Raw genomic sequence first — 16,462 nt, 5'->3', positions numbered from 1 at the left:
TCCCGCCGGGGGCAATCTCTGCCGCAAGCGTGTTGCGTTACGGTTAAGCGCGGACCCGTCGCATTGCCTTCGCCAAGGGCGGCGACCTATAAGCGCACTTCGAATTCAACCCGCCAGGAATCGTCCGAGGACCCATGGCCGCAGATTTCGCCGCCGCACGGCTGAACATGGTCGAGAGCCAGGTTCGCGCAAACGACGTCACCGACGTGCGGATCCATGACGCCATGCGCGCCATCCCCCGCGAGCAGTTCGCGCCCGACAAGGCCTTCCAGGCCTATACCGACGCCGATGTGCCCTACGCGCCGGGCCGCTACCTGCTTCGCCCGCGCGAGGTCTCCAAGCTCCTCCAGGCGCTCAAGCCAAAGGCCGGCGAGCGCGCCCTCGCCATCGCCGCGCCCTATGCCGGCGCCGTGCTGGAGCATATGGGACTGAGCGTCGACCACCTCGCCGGCGCCGACCTTACCGTCGTGCCGGACGCCGACTACGACATCGTCGTGGTCGAGGGCGCGGTGACCAAGGCGCCCGTGGCCTGGACCAAAGCCCTGGCCCTAGGCGGCCGCCTGGGTGTGATCGAGCGCGAAAACGTCACCGGAAAGGCCGCATTATACGTCCGCGCCGAGGACGGCGTGGGTCGGAGAACCCTGTTCGACGCCATGGCTCCGATCCTGGAAGGCTTTGAACCGCAACATGGTTTCGCCTTCTGACCGGGTTGTGAAACACACTCGAAACCTTGGCGTGAAAAAAGCTTAAGGTCGCGGCCTCTAGTCCGCGACGTTTTCGCCGGTCATATAGGGCGCGGTCTCACTACGCCGTTTCGGGGATAAGCATGTTCAATAGTCGTCGCGGAGCTTTGCTCGCTGCGGTCTGTGTCGCGGGCCTTGGCTGCGCCGTCCCGGCCTCCGCCGAAACCTTGGCCGAGGCCATCGCGCTCGCCTACGACTCCAACCCGACCTTGCAGGCCCAGCGCGCCTCGCAGCGTGCTCTGGACGAAAGCTACGTCCAGGCGCGCACGGGCTACCGGCCGACACTCTCCGCCAGCATCCAGGGCAACTACGACGAAAACCGGACGCCGGGCGGCCGCGTGATCAACGGCGTGCGGGTGTTCGGGCCGATCGAGGGCAATTCCGGCGCGGCCGGCTTCAGCCTGACCCAGCCGCTCTACACCGGCGGGCGCACCGCCGCGGCGGTCTCCGCCGCCGAGGCCGACATCCTGACCGGCCGCGAGAACCTGCGCCGTATCGAGGCCCAGGTGCTGGCCAATGTCATCACCGCCTATGTCGACACCCGCCGCGACATCGAGGCCCTGCGCATCCGCCAGGAGAACGTCCGCGTCCTGGGGCGCCAGCTCGACGAATCCAAGGCCCGCTTCGATGTGGGCGAGATCACCCGCACCGATGTCGCCCAGTCCGAGGCACGCCGGGCGGCCGCCGAGTTCCAGCTTTCCCAGGCTCAGTCCCAGCTCGCCATCAGCCGCGCCAACTACGCCGCCGTGGTAGGCCAGAATCCCGGCGACCTGGCGCCCGAGCCCTCGCTTGCGGCCTTGCTGCCGACCGACGTGGCCCAGGCCTTCGACACAGCCGAGAATTCCAGCCCGCAGATCCGCGGCGCCGAATACGCCCAGCAGGCCAGCCGCGCCCGCCTGGCCGGCGCCCGCGCCGAACGCATGCCCAGCCTCGCCCTGCGCGGCACCGTCGGCTGGAACGGCCAGGCCGATCCGCTCGAGACCGAGGACTACGCCCGAAATATCCAGGGCTCGGCCGTGCTCACCGTGCCGCTGTTCACTGGCGGCCTGACCAATTCGCGGGTCCGCGCGCAGATCGAGCGCAACAACGCCGACCGAATCGGCGTCGAGACCGCCCGGCGCACGGTGCTGCAGGGGCTGACCCAGTCCTGGAGCCAGCTCATCGCCGCCCGCGCCAATATCGGCTCCAGCGACGAGCAGGTCCGCGCCGCGCGCATCGCCGCCGAAGGCACCCGCCAGGAACAGCAGGTCGGCCTGCGCACCACTCTCGACGTGCTGAACGCCGAGCAGGAGCTGCGCGCCGCCGAACTGGCCCAGGTCAGCGCGCGCCGCGACGAATACGTGGCCGCCACCAATGTCCTGGCCCAGATGGGCCGGCTGGAGGCGCCGAACCTCACCCCCGCCGTCACCCGCTACGACCCGAAGGTCAACTTCTCCAAACTCCGCTTCACCTGGGGCTGGGTGCCGTGGGAAGAGCCGATCGCCATCGTGGACGGGGTGCTGACGCCCAAGCCGGTCGAAAAGCCCATGGAGGCTGCGCCGACCGCGCCGAAGTAAGCGGCCATTCGCCGCAAGACTTCGCCTGACAGGCGAATACGCGCTTGCGAAGCTTGGCGGAAATTGCAGGATCACCTGCACGCGCCTACCGTGACGCGTACGGATTCTTTCATCGCTCCAGCGACGGCCCAGCATATGTCCGACCAGACTTCGCAAGAACCGACGATGGAGGAGATCCTGGCCTCCATCCGGCGCATTATCTCGGAGGATGACGCACCCGCAGATGGGGCTGCGCCGGCTGAGGAAGAGGCCGAGCCCGAGGTCGCCGCCGCGCCGGCGCCCGAACCCGAACCCGAGCCTGAGCCCGAGGATGATGGCGTCCTGGAGCTGACCGAGAAGGTGGGCGATCTCGACGTCTACACCCCCGGCGCGGCCGAGCCGGAGCCTGAACCTGAGCCGCTGGCGGCCTACGAGCCCGAGCCCGAGCCGGAACCGGAGCCGGCCTACGAGCCGCCGCCCGTGCCGCCCAGCCAGGGCCTGGTCGGCGACATCGCCGCGGCCGCCGCGGCCTCGGCCTTCGGCAAGCTCTCCAAGTCCATCCAGATGCCGGCAGAGGGCCGTACCCTGGAAGACGTGGTGCGCGAGCTGCTCCGGCCCATGCTCAAGCAGTGGCTGGACGACAACCTGCCGCAGATCGTCCAGGCGACCGTGGACCAGGAAGTCGAGCGCATCGCCCGCGGGCGCTAGGCGTCCCGCCCAAATCGACCGGACCAGATCCAATCCGCCCTCTCCGTGAAATTCGGGGAGGGCGGTTTTGACTCATCCCGCTTCCGCTGGCCGGAGCGAGATTGTAAGCACCGCAGCGAAATGCTTGAAAAAAACTTCGATCCCAAGACCGCCGAACCGCGCCTCTACGCCGCCTGGGAGGCCTCGGGCGCCTTTGCGCCGAGCTCCGATCCGGCCGCCGAGCCGTTCTCGATCGTCATTCCGCCGCCGAACGTCACCGGTTCGCTGCACATCGGCCACGCGCTGAACAACACCCTGCAGGACGTGCTGACCCGCTTCGAACGTATGCGCGGCAAGGCGGCCCTGTGGCTGCCCGGCACCGACCACGCCGGCATCGCCACCCAGATGGTGGTGGAACGCCAGCTCGCCCAGGCCGGCAACCGTTCGCGCCGCGACATGGGGCGCGAGGAGTTCGTCGCCAAGGTCTGGGAGTGGAAGGCCGAAAGCGGCGGGACCATCACCAACCAGCTGCGCCGCCTGGGCGCCTCCTGCGACTGGAGCCGTGAGCGCTTCACTCTCGACGAGGGCCTCTCCGCCGCGGTGCGCAAGGTGTTCGTCACCCTGCACAAGCAGAAGCTGATCTATCGCGACAAGCGGCTGGTGAACTGGGATCCGCACTTCCAGACCGCCATTTCCGACATCGAGGTCGAGCAGCGCGAGGTCGAGGGCGCCTACTACCACTTCGCCTATCCGCTGGAGGACGGCTCCGGCGAGATCGTGGTGGCCACCACCCGGCCCGAGACCATGCTGGGCGACACCGCCGTGGCGGTGAACGCCAAGGATCCGCGCTATACCCACCTGATCGGCCGCGCCGTGCGGCTGCCGATCGTCAACCGCCCGATCCCGATCATCGCCGACGACTACGCCGATCCCGAAAAGGGCTCCGGCGCGGTGAAGATCACCCCGGCCCACGATTTCAACGACTACCAGGTCGGCAAGCGCAACAACCTGCCGCTGATCAACATCTTCGACCCCCAGGCGCGGATCAACGAGAACGCGCCCAAGGAATATCAGGGCCTGGACCGCTTCGCCGCCCGCAAGAAGGTGGTGGCCGAGTTCGAGGCCCTGGGCCTGCTGCGCGAGATCGAGAAGACCCGTCACGCGGTCCCCCACGGCGACCGCTCCGGCGTGGTCATCGAGCCCTACCTGACCGACCAGTGGTACGTCGACGCCAAGACCCTGGCCCAGCCCGCCATCAAGGCGGTGGAGGAGGGGCGCACGGTCCTGGAGCCCAAGAACTGGGAGAAGACCTACTTCGAGTGGATGCGGAACATCGAGCCCTGGTGCGTCAGCCGCCAGCTCTGGTGGGGTCACCGCATCCCGGCCTGGTACGGGCCGGACGGCAGCATCTTCGTCGAGGAGACCGAGGAAGCCGCCAAGGCCGCCGCGCGCGAGCACTACGGCCACGACGAGCCCCTGCGCCAGGACGAGGACGTGCTGGACACCTGGTTCTCCTCGGGCCTGTGGCCGTTCTCCACCCTGGGCTGGCCGGAAAAGACCGCCGACCTGGCGCGGTTCTACCCGACCCACACCCTGGTGACCGGCTTCGACATCATCTTCTACTGGGTCGCCCGGATGATGATGTTGGGCATCCATTTCACCGGCGAGGTCCCGTTCAAGCGGGTGTTCTTCAACGCCCTGGTGCGCGACGCCAAGGGCGCCAAGATGTCCAAGTCCAAGGGCAATGTCATGGACCCGCTGGAGCTGGTGGACAGCTACGGCGCCGACGCCCTGCGCTTCACGCTCACGGCCATGTCGGGCCAGGCGCGCGACATCAAGCTCTCCACCCAGCGCATTGAAGGCTATCGCAATTTCGGCACGAAGCTGTGGAACGCCACCCGCTTCACCCAGATGAACGGCTGCGCCCGCGCCGAGGGCTTCGACCCGGCCCAGGTCAAGGGCGTGCTCAACCGCTGGATCGTCGGCGAAACCGCCCGCGCGGCCCAGACAGTGACCGCCGCCCTGGAGGGCTGCGGCTTCGACGAGGCCACTAACGGCCTCTATCGGTTCATCTGGAACACCTACTGCGACTGGTATGTCGAGCTGGCCAAGCCCCTGCTGAACGGCGCCGACGAGGCCGCCAAGGCCGAAACCCAGGCCACCGCCGCCTGGGTGCTGGACGTGATCCTCAAGCTGCTGCACCCGGTCATGCCCTACATCACCGAGGAGCTGTGGAACCAGACCGCCGACCTGGGCGCCCCGCGCGCGCAGGGCATGCTGATCACCGCTCAATGGCCGGTCCTGCCGTCCAGCCTGATCGACCCCGCCGCCGACGCCGAGATCGGCCTGGTCATCAATGCCGTCAGCGAGGGCCGCTCGGTCCGCGCCGAGCTCAACGTGCCGCCCGGCGCCAAGCCCGCCCTGCTGGTGGTCGAGGCCACCCCGACCCAGCGCCAGGTGTTTACGACCAACGCGGCGGTGATCGCCCAGACCCTGCGGGTCTCCGAGGTTCGCTTCGAGGACGCCATTCCCGAGGGCGCCATCCCCTTCGTGGTGGACGGGGCCACCCTGGCCCTGCCGGTGGCGCAGTTCATCGACCTGGCCGCAGAACGCGCGCGCCTGGCCAAGGAGATCGCCGCCCACGCCTCCGACATCGCCCACGTGAACCAGAAGCTGGGCAATCCCGCCTTCGTGGCCAACGCCAAGGAGGAGGTGGTCGAGGAAAACCGCGAGCGCCTGGCCGAATCCGAAGCCGCCAAGGCCAAGCTGGAAAGCGCATTGTCGAGGCTGCAAGCGGCGGGCTGAGACTTCGCGACAGGAAATCGCTACAATCTTATGTAGAAAGTGACCAAAATACGTCGTGAAGTTGTTTTCTGATGATGTAAGGCTGCTCGCAGAGCGCGGGAGCTTCCGATGTCGGTCATTCGCCGTCGATCACAGATAGTCCTTGGGGCCGTCATTTCGACGCTTCTCGCGGGCTGCAATCCGCTCACGCCACCGTGTGAACCCACCGACAAGGTCAAGGTTGAACTGGGCGGCAAGTTCTTCGCGATTCCGACCGAGCTCCGGCCGTCGTTCTTGCGCGACGGAGCAGAGGTGCCGAACCTACCGAGCCGGAAATTCCGGGATGCGGCGGGGCGCTGGGCCTATTGCCAACGCCCCGACGATCCTCCCGCCAAGGTGTCGAGGATGGCCTTTCCATCGGCTCCATTGACCGCGAGGGCGCGCGAGATCGGCCGTCCGCAGCTAAGATCGCTCTATGGCTTCGACGTCTACGTGGGCAGCGAACGGCGACCGCACACCCCGTTCTCAACCATGGGCGGCAAGAGAGAAGGCTTCCTCATCAATCACCGGCCAGGCAAGGCGTTTGATCTTTTCAGTCCCGCGGGCGGGCTTAGAACGACATCAATCTACGCGAACTGCGGCGACCTTGCGCCATCTGCGGAATGCACGGTCTATGCGACAGCGGCGTCGGGCCTCCAGCTACGGCTCCTATTGAGCACTGGCCCACACGCTGCTGACGCCGGCGGCCCTAGCCCTTCGACACCACACCCGATCTCGACGTGGCCCGCCCTTCTCAACGACATCGACGCCTTCTTGGGAGAACTCGCGGTGGATCGGACAGCGTCTAACTCTGGTGGTCAGCCTGGAAGCCGGCGCTGACGCCTCCGCGCCACAGTCTTTACGTCGTAAGCGCAAAACTCAAACACCCGTTTGCACCTGACGCTAGGTTATGGTTGTTCACCTGAGACGACGCGGGCCCGTGAATCCGCGCGAGTATCAGGAGGAACGTCCCATGACCGAGGCTGCTTTGCCCGCCGGCTGGCCCGCCATGTCCATCGCCCAGGCCCACGCGATGATCACCGCGCCCGGCACGCCCGCCGAGATGGAGACGGTCGACATCCGCGGCGTTCCCACCCGCACCTGGAAGAACCTGCCGCCCTCCATCCGCTCCATCGTCGAGCTGGGCCGCACCCATGGGGACCGGGTGTTCCTGGTCTATGAGGACGAGCGGGTCACCTTCGAGGCCTTCTATCGCGCGGTGGCCGCCTTCGCCGCCGAGTTGCAGGCCCAGGGCGTGGTCAAGGGCGACCGGGTCGCCGTGGTCATGCGAAACCTGCCCGAATGGCCGGTGGCCTTCTACGCCGCGGCGGCCGTCGGGGCGATCGTCACCCCGCTGAACGCCTGGTGGACCGGGCCTGAGCTGGAATACGGCCTCACCGATTCCGGGACCAAGGTCGTGGTCATGGACGCCGAGCGCTATGAGCGCATGACCGAGCACCTGCCCAACTGCCCCGACCTGGTCCGCGTCTATGTGAGCCGCGACCGCGAGGAGATCGCCCACCCGCTGGTGACCCAGTTGGAGAGCGTGATCGGCGGCGCCAACGACTGGGGCAAGCTGCCCGACCGGCCGCTGCCCGAGGTGGAGATCGGACCCGACGACGACGCCACCATCTTCTACACCTCCGGCACCACGGGTAAGCCCAAGGGCGCGCTCGCCACCCAGCGCGCCGTGAACTCCAACATCATGGCTGCCGCCGTGGCCGGCGCCCGCGCCTTCCTGCGCCGCGGCGAGGCGCCGCCCCAGCCCGATCCCGATGGCCCGCAGCGGTCCTCGCTGATCTCGGTGCCGTTCTTCCACGTCACCGGCTGCTTCGCCGTCCTGAACCCGTCCCTGGCCGGCGGCGCCAAGCTCGTGATGATGCACAAGTGGGACGTCATTCGCGCCTTCGAGCTGATCGAGCGCGAGAAGGTCCAGTCGGCCGGCGGCGTGCCGACCATCGCCTGGCAGCTCATCGAGCATCCGGCCCGGGCCAATTACGATCTCTCGTCCCTGGAGAGCGTCGCCTATGGCGGCGCGCCCTCGGCGCCCGAGCTGGTGCGCAAGATCAAGGAGACCTTCCCCAAGTCCGCGGCCGGCAACGGCTGGGGCATGACGGAGACCTGCGCCACGGTCACCACCCACGGGGCCGAGGACTACGCCAACCGCCCCGATAGCTGCGGCCCGCCCGTGCCGGTCTCCGACCTGGAGATCCGTGACGCCGCCGACGGCAAGACCGTGCTGGCCCCGAACCAGGTGGGCGAGCTGTGGGCGCGCGGGCCGCAGGTGGTGAAGGGCTACTGGAACAAGCCCGAGGCCACGGCCCAGACCTTCGTCGACGGCTGGGTGCGGACCGGCGACCTGGCGCGGATCGACGAGGAGGGCTTCTGCTTCATCATCGACCGGGCCAAGGACATGCTGATCCGCGGCGGCGAGAACATCTACTGCATCGAGGTGGAGAACGTTCTCTACGACCATCCTGCGGTGATGGACGCGGCGGTCGTCGGAATCGTGCACCGGACGCTTGGCGAGGAGCCCGGCGCGGTGGTGACGCTAAAGCCCGGCGCCTCGGCCACCGAGGCCGAGCTGCGCGCCCATGTGGCTGAGCATCTCGCCGCTTTCAAGGTGCCGGTGAAGGTCAAGTTCTGGCACGAGACCCTGCCGCGCAACGCCAACGGCAAGATCCTCAAGAATGAGCTCAAGAAGCTGTTCGAGGAGGAGCAGGCCCCGGCCTGATGGCCCGCAAGCGGGCCGACCTCCTGCTGGTGGAGCGCGGCCTGTTCGACAGCCGCGCCAAGGCCCGCGCCGCCATCGAGGCGGGCGGCGTCACGGTCGGCGGCCGGGTGCTGGCCAAGGCCTCCGAGCCGCTTGAGGAGGACGCCGAGATCGTCGCCGTGGCCGCCCATCCCTATGTGGGGCGGGGTGCGCTGAAGCTGGTCCACGCGCTGGACCTCTGGCCCATCGAGACAGCGGGGCGGACCGTGCTGGACGTGGGCGCCTCGACCGGCGGCTTCACCGAGGTCTGCCTGGTGCGCGGGGCGGCGAAGGTCTTCGCCGTCGACGTCGGGCGCGGCCAGCTCCACCCCAGCCTGGCGAGCGATTCCCGGGTGATCGACCTTGAGGGCGTCGACGCACGCAGCCTGGACACCGCACTGATCCCGGCCACTCCGGACCTGGTGGTCACCGATGTCAGCTTCATCGGCCTGGCCAAGGCGCTGCCCGCGGCGCTCGCACTGGCGCGGGACGCGGCGGACCTGGTCGCCCTGGTCAAGCCGCAGTTCGAGGCGGGGCCAAAGGGCGTGGGGAAGGGCGGACGGGTCAAGGACGAGGCGGTCCGCGCCCGGACGCTGGCCGAGGTCGCCGCCTTCCTGGAGGGCGCGGGCTGGGCCGTCCAGGCCACCGCCGACAGCCCCATAACCGGGGGCGACGGCAATCGCGAATACCTGCTCTGGGCCGTGAAAAAAGCCGCCGACCGCTAGGTCGACGGCTTTCTCACGCTCAGACGCCGGTACTAATCGACGACCTGATAGTTGCCCGAGGCGTCCTGGCAGACGCGCACGAAGCGCTTCTGCACCCGGCCGTCGGGGAGATAGATCGGGCTTTCGGCGAGGCTGCAGCCATCGGCGCCGGGACGCTGGGTGACCTCATAGGCCGTGCCGCGGCGGTCATAGGCGTAGTCGTCGTCATAGCCGCTGCGATCGACGTAGCGGTCGCGATCGTAGGAGCCGGCGTAGTAGCCGCTTTCGCCGCGCGAACCGTAGCGCGAGCCGTTGTCGTAGTAGGTGGAGCGCGGAGCCCGGTAGGACTCGCACGCCGCGGAGTTCTTGCCGACCGCCGCGCCGCCCACCGCGCCCAGCGCGCCGCCCAGCAGGGCGCCCTCGGTCCGCGCGTTGCGGGCCGCGGCGTTGGAGCCGATCACCGCGCCCAGCGCGCCGCCGATCAGGGCGCCGGTCGTGCCGCGGTTGGTCGAGGACCGGCGGCAGGGATCGTAGTAGCCGCCCTCGCGCTGGCCGTAATAGCCGGACGACTGCGCCGCGGCGAAGGTCGGGACGGTGGCGGCGGCCGAGAGGGCCATGACCCCGGCGACGCCGGCCAGGGCGCCCTTGGCGAATGTGTTGCGGAAGTTCATGGGTTCATCCCCTCGTTGAATCTCGATGATGCTGTGTTCTGGGCCTAGCCGCGGCCGCTCGGCCGCCAGACGCCATCACGCGCGCGACAGACTTCGAAGCTGTGGTTGCGGCCGCCGTAATACTCCTGCACCCAGCGGCAGTTATTGCGCTGGTAGGAGTTGCGCGCCACGCGCTTGGGATAGGACCCGCACTTGACGTTGCGCTTGGCGATCTGGTGACCGGCGACCGCGCCGACCACGCCGCCCAGCACGGCGCCTTCGGTCTTGGCCCCGTTGCCCGCCACGCTGCCGCCGACCACGGCGCCCAGCACGCCGCCCGCCAGGGTGCCCTGGTTGGCCTTGCGGCGCTGTTCGGCGCGGCAGGGGTCGCCTGAGCCATAGGACTGGGCGGCGGCGAAGGTCGGGATGGTGAGGGTGGAGGCCGCAACGGCCGCTGCGGCGGCGAGGGCGAGGACGCGATTCATCGGGTGGCTCCAGATTGGGTGAGGCGACGCCAGGGCGCCGACTGCGGTAGAGAGATTGATGGAACGAACCTGAACGTCGCTTGAGTGCGTCGTTCATCTTCGTTCATGTGGCGCTGCGCCTTGATCCACATGGGTTGGGCGCGGGTTTCCTGAAAACGAGCTAGAGCATGCGAAGTTCCCGGCGGCCGTCCCGGCCCCAGAGGCGTCCCCAGTCCGAAGCGCCGTCCGGGCCCGCCCTTGAGGTGGTCATCGAGAGCGTAGGCGGAGAAGGGGACGGCATTGCGGCGGGACCGATCTTCGCGCCCTTCACCCTGCCCGGAGAGCGCGTGCGCCTGGCCCCCGGCGGCGAGCGGCGGGACGTCGAGCAGATCTTGCAGGCCAGCGCTGAGCGCGTCGTCCCGCCGTGTCCGCACTTCGGGGTTTGCGGCGGCTGCGCCCTCCAGCACTGGGAGCACGACGCCTATCTGGCCTGGAAGGTCGACCGCCTGCGCCGGACCCTGGCCCGCGAGCGGATCGAGACCGAGTTCCTGCCGGCCGTGGCCGCCCCCCCGGCCAGCCGCCGTCGCCTGGCCCTGCACGCCCGCCCCGGCGGCCGCGGCGCCGCGCGCCTGGGCTTCAAGGCGCGCAAGTCCTGGGACGTGGTCGACATCGAGGTCTGCCCCATCGCCGATCCGGCCCTGCAGGCGGCCTTGCCCGCCCTGCGCGCCCTGGCGGCGCCGCTGTTCGAGCACGCCAAGTCCGCGCCGACCCTCCACGTGACGCTGACCGCCACCGGGATCGACGTCGACATCACCGGGGTGGAGCGCAAGAGCGGCGGCCTGTCGGCCGACGCCCGAATGCGGCTGGCCGAGATCGCCGCCCAGGGCGACTTCGCCCGCGTCACCCTGGACGGCGAGCCGGCCTATCTGGTCCGCCAGCCCATGGTCCGCCTGGGCCCGGCCACCGTCGCCCTGCCGGCCGGGGCCTTCCTGCAGGCCGTGCCCGCCGCCGAGGCCGCCATGGCCGCCCTGGCGGTCGAGGCGTGCGCCGGGGCCGACAGGATCGCCGACCTCTATTGCGGGGTGGGGACCTTCACCTTCCGCCTGGCGGGCGTCGCCCCCGTCCTGGCCTGCGATTCCTCGGCGCCGGCCATCCATGCGCTCAATGCGGCGGTCTCCACCGCCCCGGGGGTGAAGGGGATCGTCGGCGAGCACCGCGACCTGGCCCGTCGCCCGGTCCTGGCCGAGGAGCTGAAGCGCATCGACACTGTGGTCTTCGACCCGCCAAGGGCCGGTGCCGCCGAGCAGTCCGCCGAGATCGCCAGGTCCAAGGTCGCCCGGGCCGTCGGGGTCTCCTGCAACCCCGCCACCTTCGCCCGGGACGCGCGGATCCTGATTGATGGGGGCTTCACGCTCGATCGCCTGTTGCCGGTCGATCAGTTCCTCTGGTCGCCGCATATCGAGCTGGTCGGCGTGTTCAGCCGCTGATCCGCCGGACGCCACGGCCATGCAGGGAAAATCCCTTGCAAAACAATGTTCGGATCGGCGTCCTCATCCCAACGAGAAGGCCGCGCCCGCTTCGAGGCGCCCCTCAGGGAGACGACCTATGAGCGACGGCGCCGTCGACATCCGTGGAGAAGCCCACGCGCGGGCCTACGCCGAGCCGCTGGAGACCTTGAACCCGGCCCAGCCGCTGCTGTTCGCCGACGACGAGCTCTGGCCCTATTTCGAACGTCTGCGCGCCGAGGATCCGGTCCACTTCACCGAAGACAGCGCCTATGGGCCCTATTGGTCGGTGACCCGCTACAACGACATCATGGCGGTCGACACCAATCACGAGGTGTTCTCCTCGGCCGACGGCATCACCCTGGTCAGCCTCGAGGCCAAGGAGCAGAACGCCAACCGTCCGGCGCGGCCCAGCTTCATCTCCATGGACCCGCCCAAGCACGACGTGCAGCGCAAGACGGTCAGCCCCGCCGTGGCGCCGGCCAACCTGCACCGCATGGAGCCGGTGATCCGGGAGCGCGCCGGGATCATCCTCGACGGCCTGCCGATCGGCGAGGTGTTCGACTGGGTGGACCTGGTCTCCAAGGAGCTGACGGCCATGACCCTGGCCACGCTCTTCGACTTCCCGTTCGAGGAGCGCCGCAAGCTGACCCACTGGTCGGACTGCATGACCAACGCCCCCGGCCACGGCCCGGTGACCAGCTGGGACCAGAAGCGCAGCGAGATCGCCGCCTGTTTCGGCCGCTTCACTGAGATGTGGAATGACCGGGTCAACAGCCCGCCGCAGGGCGACATGATCTCGATGCTGGCCCACGGCGAGGCCACCCGCGACATGGACATCCACGAGTTCCACGGCAATGTCGCCCTGCTGATCATCGGCGGCAACGACACCACCCGCAACACCATCTCCGGTTCGGTCTACGCCCTGAACCAGAACCCCGGCCAGTACGCCAAGCTCAAGGCCGACCACTCGCTGATCTCCTCCATGGTGTCCGAAACCATCCGCTGGCAGACGCCGCTGGCCCACATGGCGCGCACCGCGACCCAGGACTACGAGCTGGGCGGCAAGACCATCAGGAAGGGCGACCGGGTGGCCATGTGGTACGTCTCGGGCAACCGCGACGATGACGTCATCGCCGAGCCCAACAGCTACATCATCGACCGCGAGCGGCCTCGCCAGCACCTGTCGTTCGGCTTCGGCGTCCACCGCTGCGTCGGCAACCGCCTGGCCGAGCTGCAGCTCAAGATCATCTGGGAAGAGATGCTGGCCCGCTTCCCGACCATCGAGGTGGTCGACGAACCGACCCGCACCCACTCGGTCTTCGTCAAGGGCTACGAGACCCTGCCGGTGATCATCCCGACGCGGAACTAGCGGGCAGGGGCGGACTAACCGAACAAATCCCCTTGATCCCCCGCCATCACGGGGACCCGGAACTGGCTGAGGTCGAGGCCTTCGAACCGGAACGTCAGGCCGTGGCGCTTCTTGGCGGCCTGGAAGCGTTGGGACATCATCTCGGCGATAGGGCCTTCGCCGCGCATCCGCTTGCCCCATTCGGGATCGTAGTCGAGTCCGCCGCGCATCTGGCGCACCAGGGACATGACCTTGCTCGCCCGGTCGGGGTGGTCGGTGGCCAGCCACTCCTGGAACAGGTCCTTGATCTCGCGGGGCAGGCGCAGGGCCACATAGCCCGCTCCCTTGGCGCCGGCCGCCGCGGCGCGCTCGAGCACCGCCTCCATCTCGTGGTCGTTCAGGCCTGGGATCGAGGGGGCGAACATCACGATCACCGGCACGCCGGCGTCCGACAGGGCCTTGATCGCGCCGATCCGCTTCTCCGGCGTCGCCGCGCGCGGCTCCATGCTGCGGGACAGGGCGCGATCCAGGGTGGTGACCGACACCGCGACCCGGCAGAGGTTCTTCGCCGCCGTCTCGGCCAGGATGTCCAGGTCGCGCAGGATCAGCGCCGACTTGGTGATCACCGAGAAGGGGTGGTTGAACCTCGCCAGCACTTCCAGCACCTGGCGGGTGACCCGCGCTGTGCGCTCCTGCGGCTGGTAGGGATCGGTGTTGCCGCCGATATGGATGAACTCGGGCTTGTAGCGCGGGGCCGACAGCTCCTTCTCCAGCAGCTTGCCGGCCTCGGGCTTGAAGAACAGCTGGCTTTCGAAATCCAGCCCCGGCGACAGGCCCATATAGGCGTGGGCGGGACGCGCGTAGCAGTAGATGCAACCGTGCTCGCAGCCTCGGTAGGGGTTGATCGAGCGATTGAAGCCGATGTCGGGGCTATTGTTCCTGGTGATGATGGTCTTGGCCCGCTCCGGGCTCAGGGTGGTCCTGATCTGGACCGGCTCGGGATCCTCCACCGTCCAGCCGTCATCGAAGGCCTCCCGCGCCTGGGCTTCATAGCGCCCTGACGCATTGGACCGGGCGCCGCGGCCCCGGATGGCGATTTGCTGGGTGAATGTGGACACGCCCCACACTAACGCCGTACAGGAACAAAACAAGAACTCTATTGACGATCCGTTCGAACCGACGCCACTGGACCCATGCTCTCCGTGATCGTCCCGACGCTGAATTCCGAGCGCGACCTCGCCAACCTCTTGGCTCGCCTGGTGCCGGCGGCGGTGGACGGACTGGTGTCCCAGGTGATCGTGCTGGACGGCGGCTCCACGGACGGCACCCTGGAGGTCAGCGAGGACGCCGGCGCCGACGTGGCCTCGACCTTCGCCTCGGCCCTGGCGATCGCCCGGCGCGACTGGGTGTTGATCCTGCCCGCCGACCTGCGCCTGCGTTCGGGCTGGGACGGAGCCGTCGGCGGCCATCTGACGCGGCGGGGCGGGAACGCCTTGGTCCTGGGCGAACGGGACGGGGAGGGGCTGCTGGGCCGCCTTAGGCCGGCGCCGTCGGGCGTGCTGGTGGAAAAGTCCGCCCTGAAGGGCGCGGGGCCGGGCCTCGACCTAGTCGGTTTGCGCCGCAAGCATGGTGGGCGCGCTCGGCTTTGAGCCCGGCTGGTCCAGTCTCGCGTCGATGAACCCCTGGCCCTGGGCCAGGGCGTCCAGGGTCTTGCTCTCCTGGCCGAACTTCTTGCGATAGGTCCAGTAGGCCGCCATCACCTTCTCGACGTAGTTCCGGCTCTCAAGGCTGGGCAGGCTTTCGATGATCAGCAGGCTGTCGGCCTCGGGGCCGACCCGCTGCACGGTCTTGAGCAGGGTCCCGGGCCCGCCGTTATAGGCCGCCACGGTGCGCAGGATGTCGTAGCCGACCCCGCGCTCCATCAGCCAGGTCACATAGTCCTGCCCGACCCGCAGGTTGAAGGCGGGATCGAACAGCGGGCTCATGTCGGTCTTCAGCTTGTCGTCGCCGGCGGCGCGGGCCGCGGCCTCCGGCATCAGCTGCATCAGGCCCACGGCGCCGGCATGGCTGACCACCAGGGGGTTGAACCGGCTCTCCTGGCGCACGATGGCGTAGACCAGGGCCTTGTCGACCGTGAAGCCTGAGCGGGGCTCCAGTGTGGGCATGGGATAGTCGGGCTCGGCCACGGCGCGGGTCGGGCCGGTGAGCGCCGTCAGCGGAGCGTTAAGGGCCTGGATCAGCTCCATCCAGCGCGAACGCTCGGTGGAGGTCTTGGCCAGGGTCAGGCCGGCGCGGCATTCCAGCCCGGCCTCGGTGGCCCGGCCGATCTGGGCCAGGGCCGCGGCGCGGTGGGCGCGCGAGTCGCTGCTGATGAACCGCGCCAGCTCCACGGTGGGGCCAGTGTAGGCGGCGGGCGTGTAGCGGCCCTGGTCGGCGGCGGCCAACTGGTTGGCCTTGCCGAGCGCCACGCGGCGCTCGGCGATCATGCCGTAGAAGGTCGTCGGGAAGCGGGCCGCCAGCGCCAGGAACTGATCGGAACGGGCGCTGTCGCCGGCCTCGGCCATGGCGCGGGCTGCCCAATAGGCCGCCCCGGCGCGCAGCCAGGGATCCTCGTCCTCGTCGCGGGCCACCAGGGCCAGGTTGGTTTCGGCGGCGTCATAGTTCTTCAGACGATAGGCGGCGAGGCCGGCGATCCAGCGCTCGCCCGCGGCCGGTGCCAGTTCGAAGGCCCGCTTCATGTCGCCGGCGTAAAAGGCTTCGCGGGCCATCCGGCCCTTGGCGCCGGGCAGGCGCTCGGCGATGCCCTGGGCGGTGCGTTCGATGGCGCCCCAGCCGAAGCCCGCCAGCAGCGGGGTCTTCAGCGCCGTACCCTCCGAGGGCTTGCGGCGGCTGGCCAGGGAATAGACCCGCTCGGCGCCGGGCAGGTCGCCGAACCGATCCAGCCACTTGGCCAGCTCGTCATAGCTGGCGGTGTGGGCGGTGGGATGCATGAGCTGGCGGAAGGCGAGGTGGCCGGCCAGGGACTGGTCCTTGGCCTGGGCGGCCTGCAGGCCGGCGTCGATGAAGTCGCCGTCCTCGACGGCGGCGAACGCCGCGGCGTACCGCTGGGCGTCCGAATCGCTCAGCACCTTGGGCGCTGCGACGGTGGTTTGGGCGAAAGCGGCGAAGATCGCAGCGAGAACCGCGACCTGAATGCCGTTGCGTGCCTGCATCCATTTCCCGCGTCGGCCGCTTCTTGAGAGCGATCT

Annotated in this window: 14 protein-coding genes; 10 read left to right on the top strand and 4 right to left on the bottom strand. The window is 68.9% G+C overall.

The window, feature by feature from the left end; all coding sequences use genetic code 11:
• Positions 1-134 precede the first annotated feature (134 nt).
• The 7 genes from M9M90_RS12640 (at position 135) to M9M90_RS12610 (ending at position 9,265) form a co-directional block, all read left to right on the top strand.
• Positions 135-704: a protein-L-isoaspartate O-methyltransferase gene (locus M9M90_RS12640; RefSeq protein ID WP_254833589.1), complete on the top strand. Its 570-nt coding sequence runs from the start codon at positions 135-137 to the stop codon at positions 702-704.
• Positions 705-826: 122 nt separating this feature from the next.
• A complete protein-coding gene (locus tag M9M90_RS12635; RefSeq protein WP_254833588.1) occupies positions 827-2,299 on the top strand; it encodes a TolC family outer membrane protein in 1,473 nt (490 codons plus the stop codon).
• Positions 2,300-2,434: 135 nt separating this feature from the next.
• Positions 2,435-2,986, top strand: a complete 552-nt coding sequence (locus M9M90_RS12630; RefSeq protein WP_254833587.1) for a DUF2497 domain-containing protein — start codon at positions 2,435-2,437, stop codon at positions 2,984-2,986.
• A 120-nt stretch (positions 2,987-3,106) separates the two neighbouring features.
• Positions 3,107-5,770, top strand: a complete 2,664-nt coding sequence (locus M9M90_RS12625; RefSeq protein ID WP_254833586.1) for a valine--tRNA ligase — start codon at positions 3,107-3,109, stop codon at positions 5,768-5,770.
• Positions 5,771-5,878: 108 nt separating this feature from the next.
• Complete coding sequence (locus M9M90_RS12620; RefSeq protein ID WP_254833585.1) at positions 5,879-6,628, top strand: hypothetical protein; 750 nt, start codon at positions 5,879-5,881, stop codon at positions 6,626-6,628.
• A 133-nt stretch (positions 6,629-6,761) separates the two neighbouring features.
• Positions 6,762-8,522 carry a class I adenylate-forming enzyme family protein gene (locus tag M9M90_RS12615; RefSeq protein ID WP_254833584.1) on the top strand — a complete coding sequence of 587 codons (1,761 nt, stop codon included), beginning with the start codon at positions 6,762-6,764 and terminating at the stop codon, positions 8,520-8,522.
• Entirely contained in the window at positions 8,522-9,265 is a 744-nt protein-coding gene (locus M9M90_RS12610) for a TlyA family RNA methyltransferase (protein WP_254833583.1), read from the top strand. Before M9M90_RS12615 ends, M9M90_RS12610 begins: the two co-directional genes overlap by 1 nt.
• A 32-nt stretch (positions 9,266-9,297) precedes the next feature.
• On the opposite strand, the gene M9M90_RS12605 is transcribed toward M9M90_RS12610, so the two are convergent.
• Both M9M90_RS12605 and M9M90_RS12600 read right to left on the bottom strand, forming a co-directional pair.
• Positions 9,298-9,915 (bottom strand): glycine zipper 2TM domain-containing protein, encoded by a 618-nt coding sequence (locus M9M90_RS12605; RefSeq protein ID WP_254833582.1) that lies wholly within the window; start codon positions 9,913-9,915, stop codon positions 9,298-9,300.
• 44 nt (positions 9,916-9,959) lie between these two features.
• Positions 9,960-10,379 carry a glycine zipper 2TM domain-containing protein gene (locus M9M90_RS12600; protein ID WP_305885119.1) on the bottom strand — a complete coding sequence of 140 codons (420 nt, stop codon included), beginning with the start codon at positions 10,377-10,379 and terminating at the stop codon, positions 9,960-9,962.
• 167 nt (positions 10,380-10,546) lie between these two features.
• Between M9M90_RS12600 and M9M90_RS12595 the strand changes: the two genes are divergently transcribed.
• A complete protein-coding gene (locus M9M90_RS12595; protein WP_254833581.1) occupies positions 10,547-11,845 on the top strand; it encodes a class I SAM-dependent RNA methyltransferase in 1,299 nt (432 codons plus the stop codon).
• A 118-nt stretch (positions 11,846-11,963) separates the two neighbouring features.
• Positions 11,964-13,235 (top strand): cytochrome P450, encoded by a 1,272-nt coding sequence (locus M9M90_RS12590; RefSeq protein WP_254833580.1) that lies wholly within the window; start codon positions 11,964-11,966, stop codon positions 13,233-13,235.
• 14 nt (positions 13,236-13,249) lie between these two features.
• Here M9M90_RS12590 and M9M90_RS12585 read toward each other — a convergent pair whose 3' ends face one another.
• The gene (locus M9M90_RS12585) at positions 13,250-14,332 is read right to left on the bottom strand and encodes a PA0069 family radical SAM protein (RefSeq protein ID WP_254833579.1); all 1,083 of its coding nucleotides are present in this window, start codon (positions 14,330-14,332) and stop codon (positions 13,250-13,252) included.
• Positions 14,333-14,407: 75 nt separating this feature from the next.
• Between M9M90_RS12585 and M9M90_RS12580 the strand changes: the two genes are divergently transcribed.
• A complete protein-coding gene (locus M9M90_RS12580; RefSeq protein WP_254833578.1) occupies positions 14,408-14,863 on the top strand; it encodes a glycosyltransferase in 456 nt (151 codons plus the stop codon).
• Here the strand turns inward: M9M90_RS12580 and M9M90_RS12575 are convergent.
• Positions 14,819-16,426, bottom strand: coding sequence for a lytic transglycosylase domain-containing protein (locus M9M90_RS12575; RefSeq protein ID WP_254833577.1), 1,608 nt, complete (start codon positions 16,424-16,426; stop codon positions 14,819-14,821). The two genes, M9M90_RS12580 and M9M90_RS12575, sit on opposite strands and share 45 nt — an antisense overlap.
• Positions 16,427-16,462: the final 36 nt, after the last annotated feature.

This window comes from Phenylobacterium sp. LH3H17 (genome assembly GCF_024298925.1).
GTDB lineage: Bacteria > Pseudomonadota > Alphaproteobacteria > Caulobacterales > Caulobacteraceae > Phenylobacterium.
This window is presented reverse-complemented; position numbering and strand designations above follow the sequence as displayed.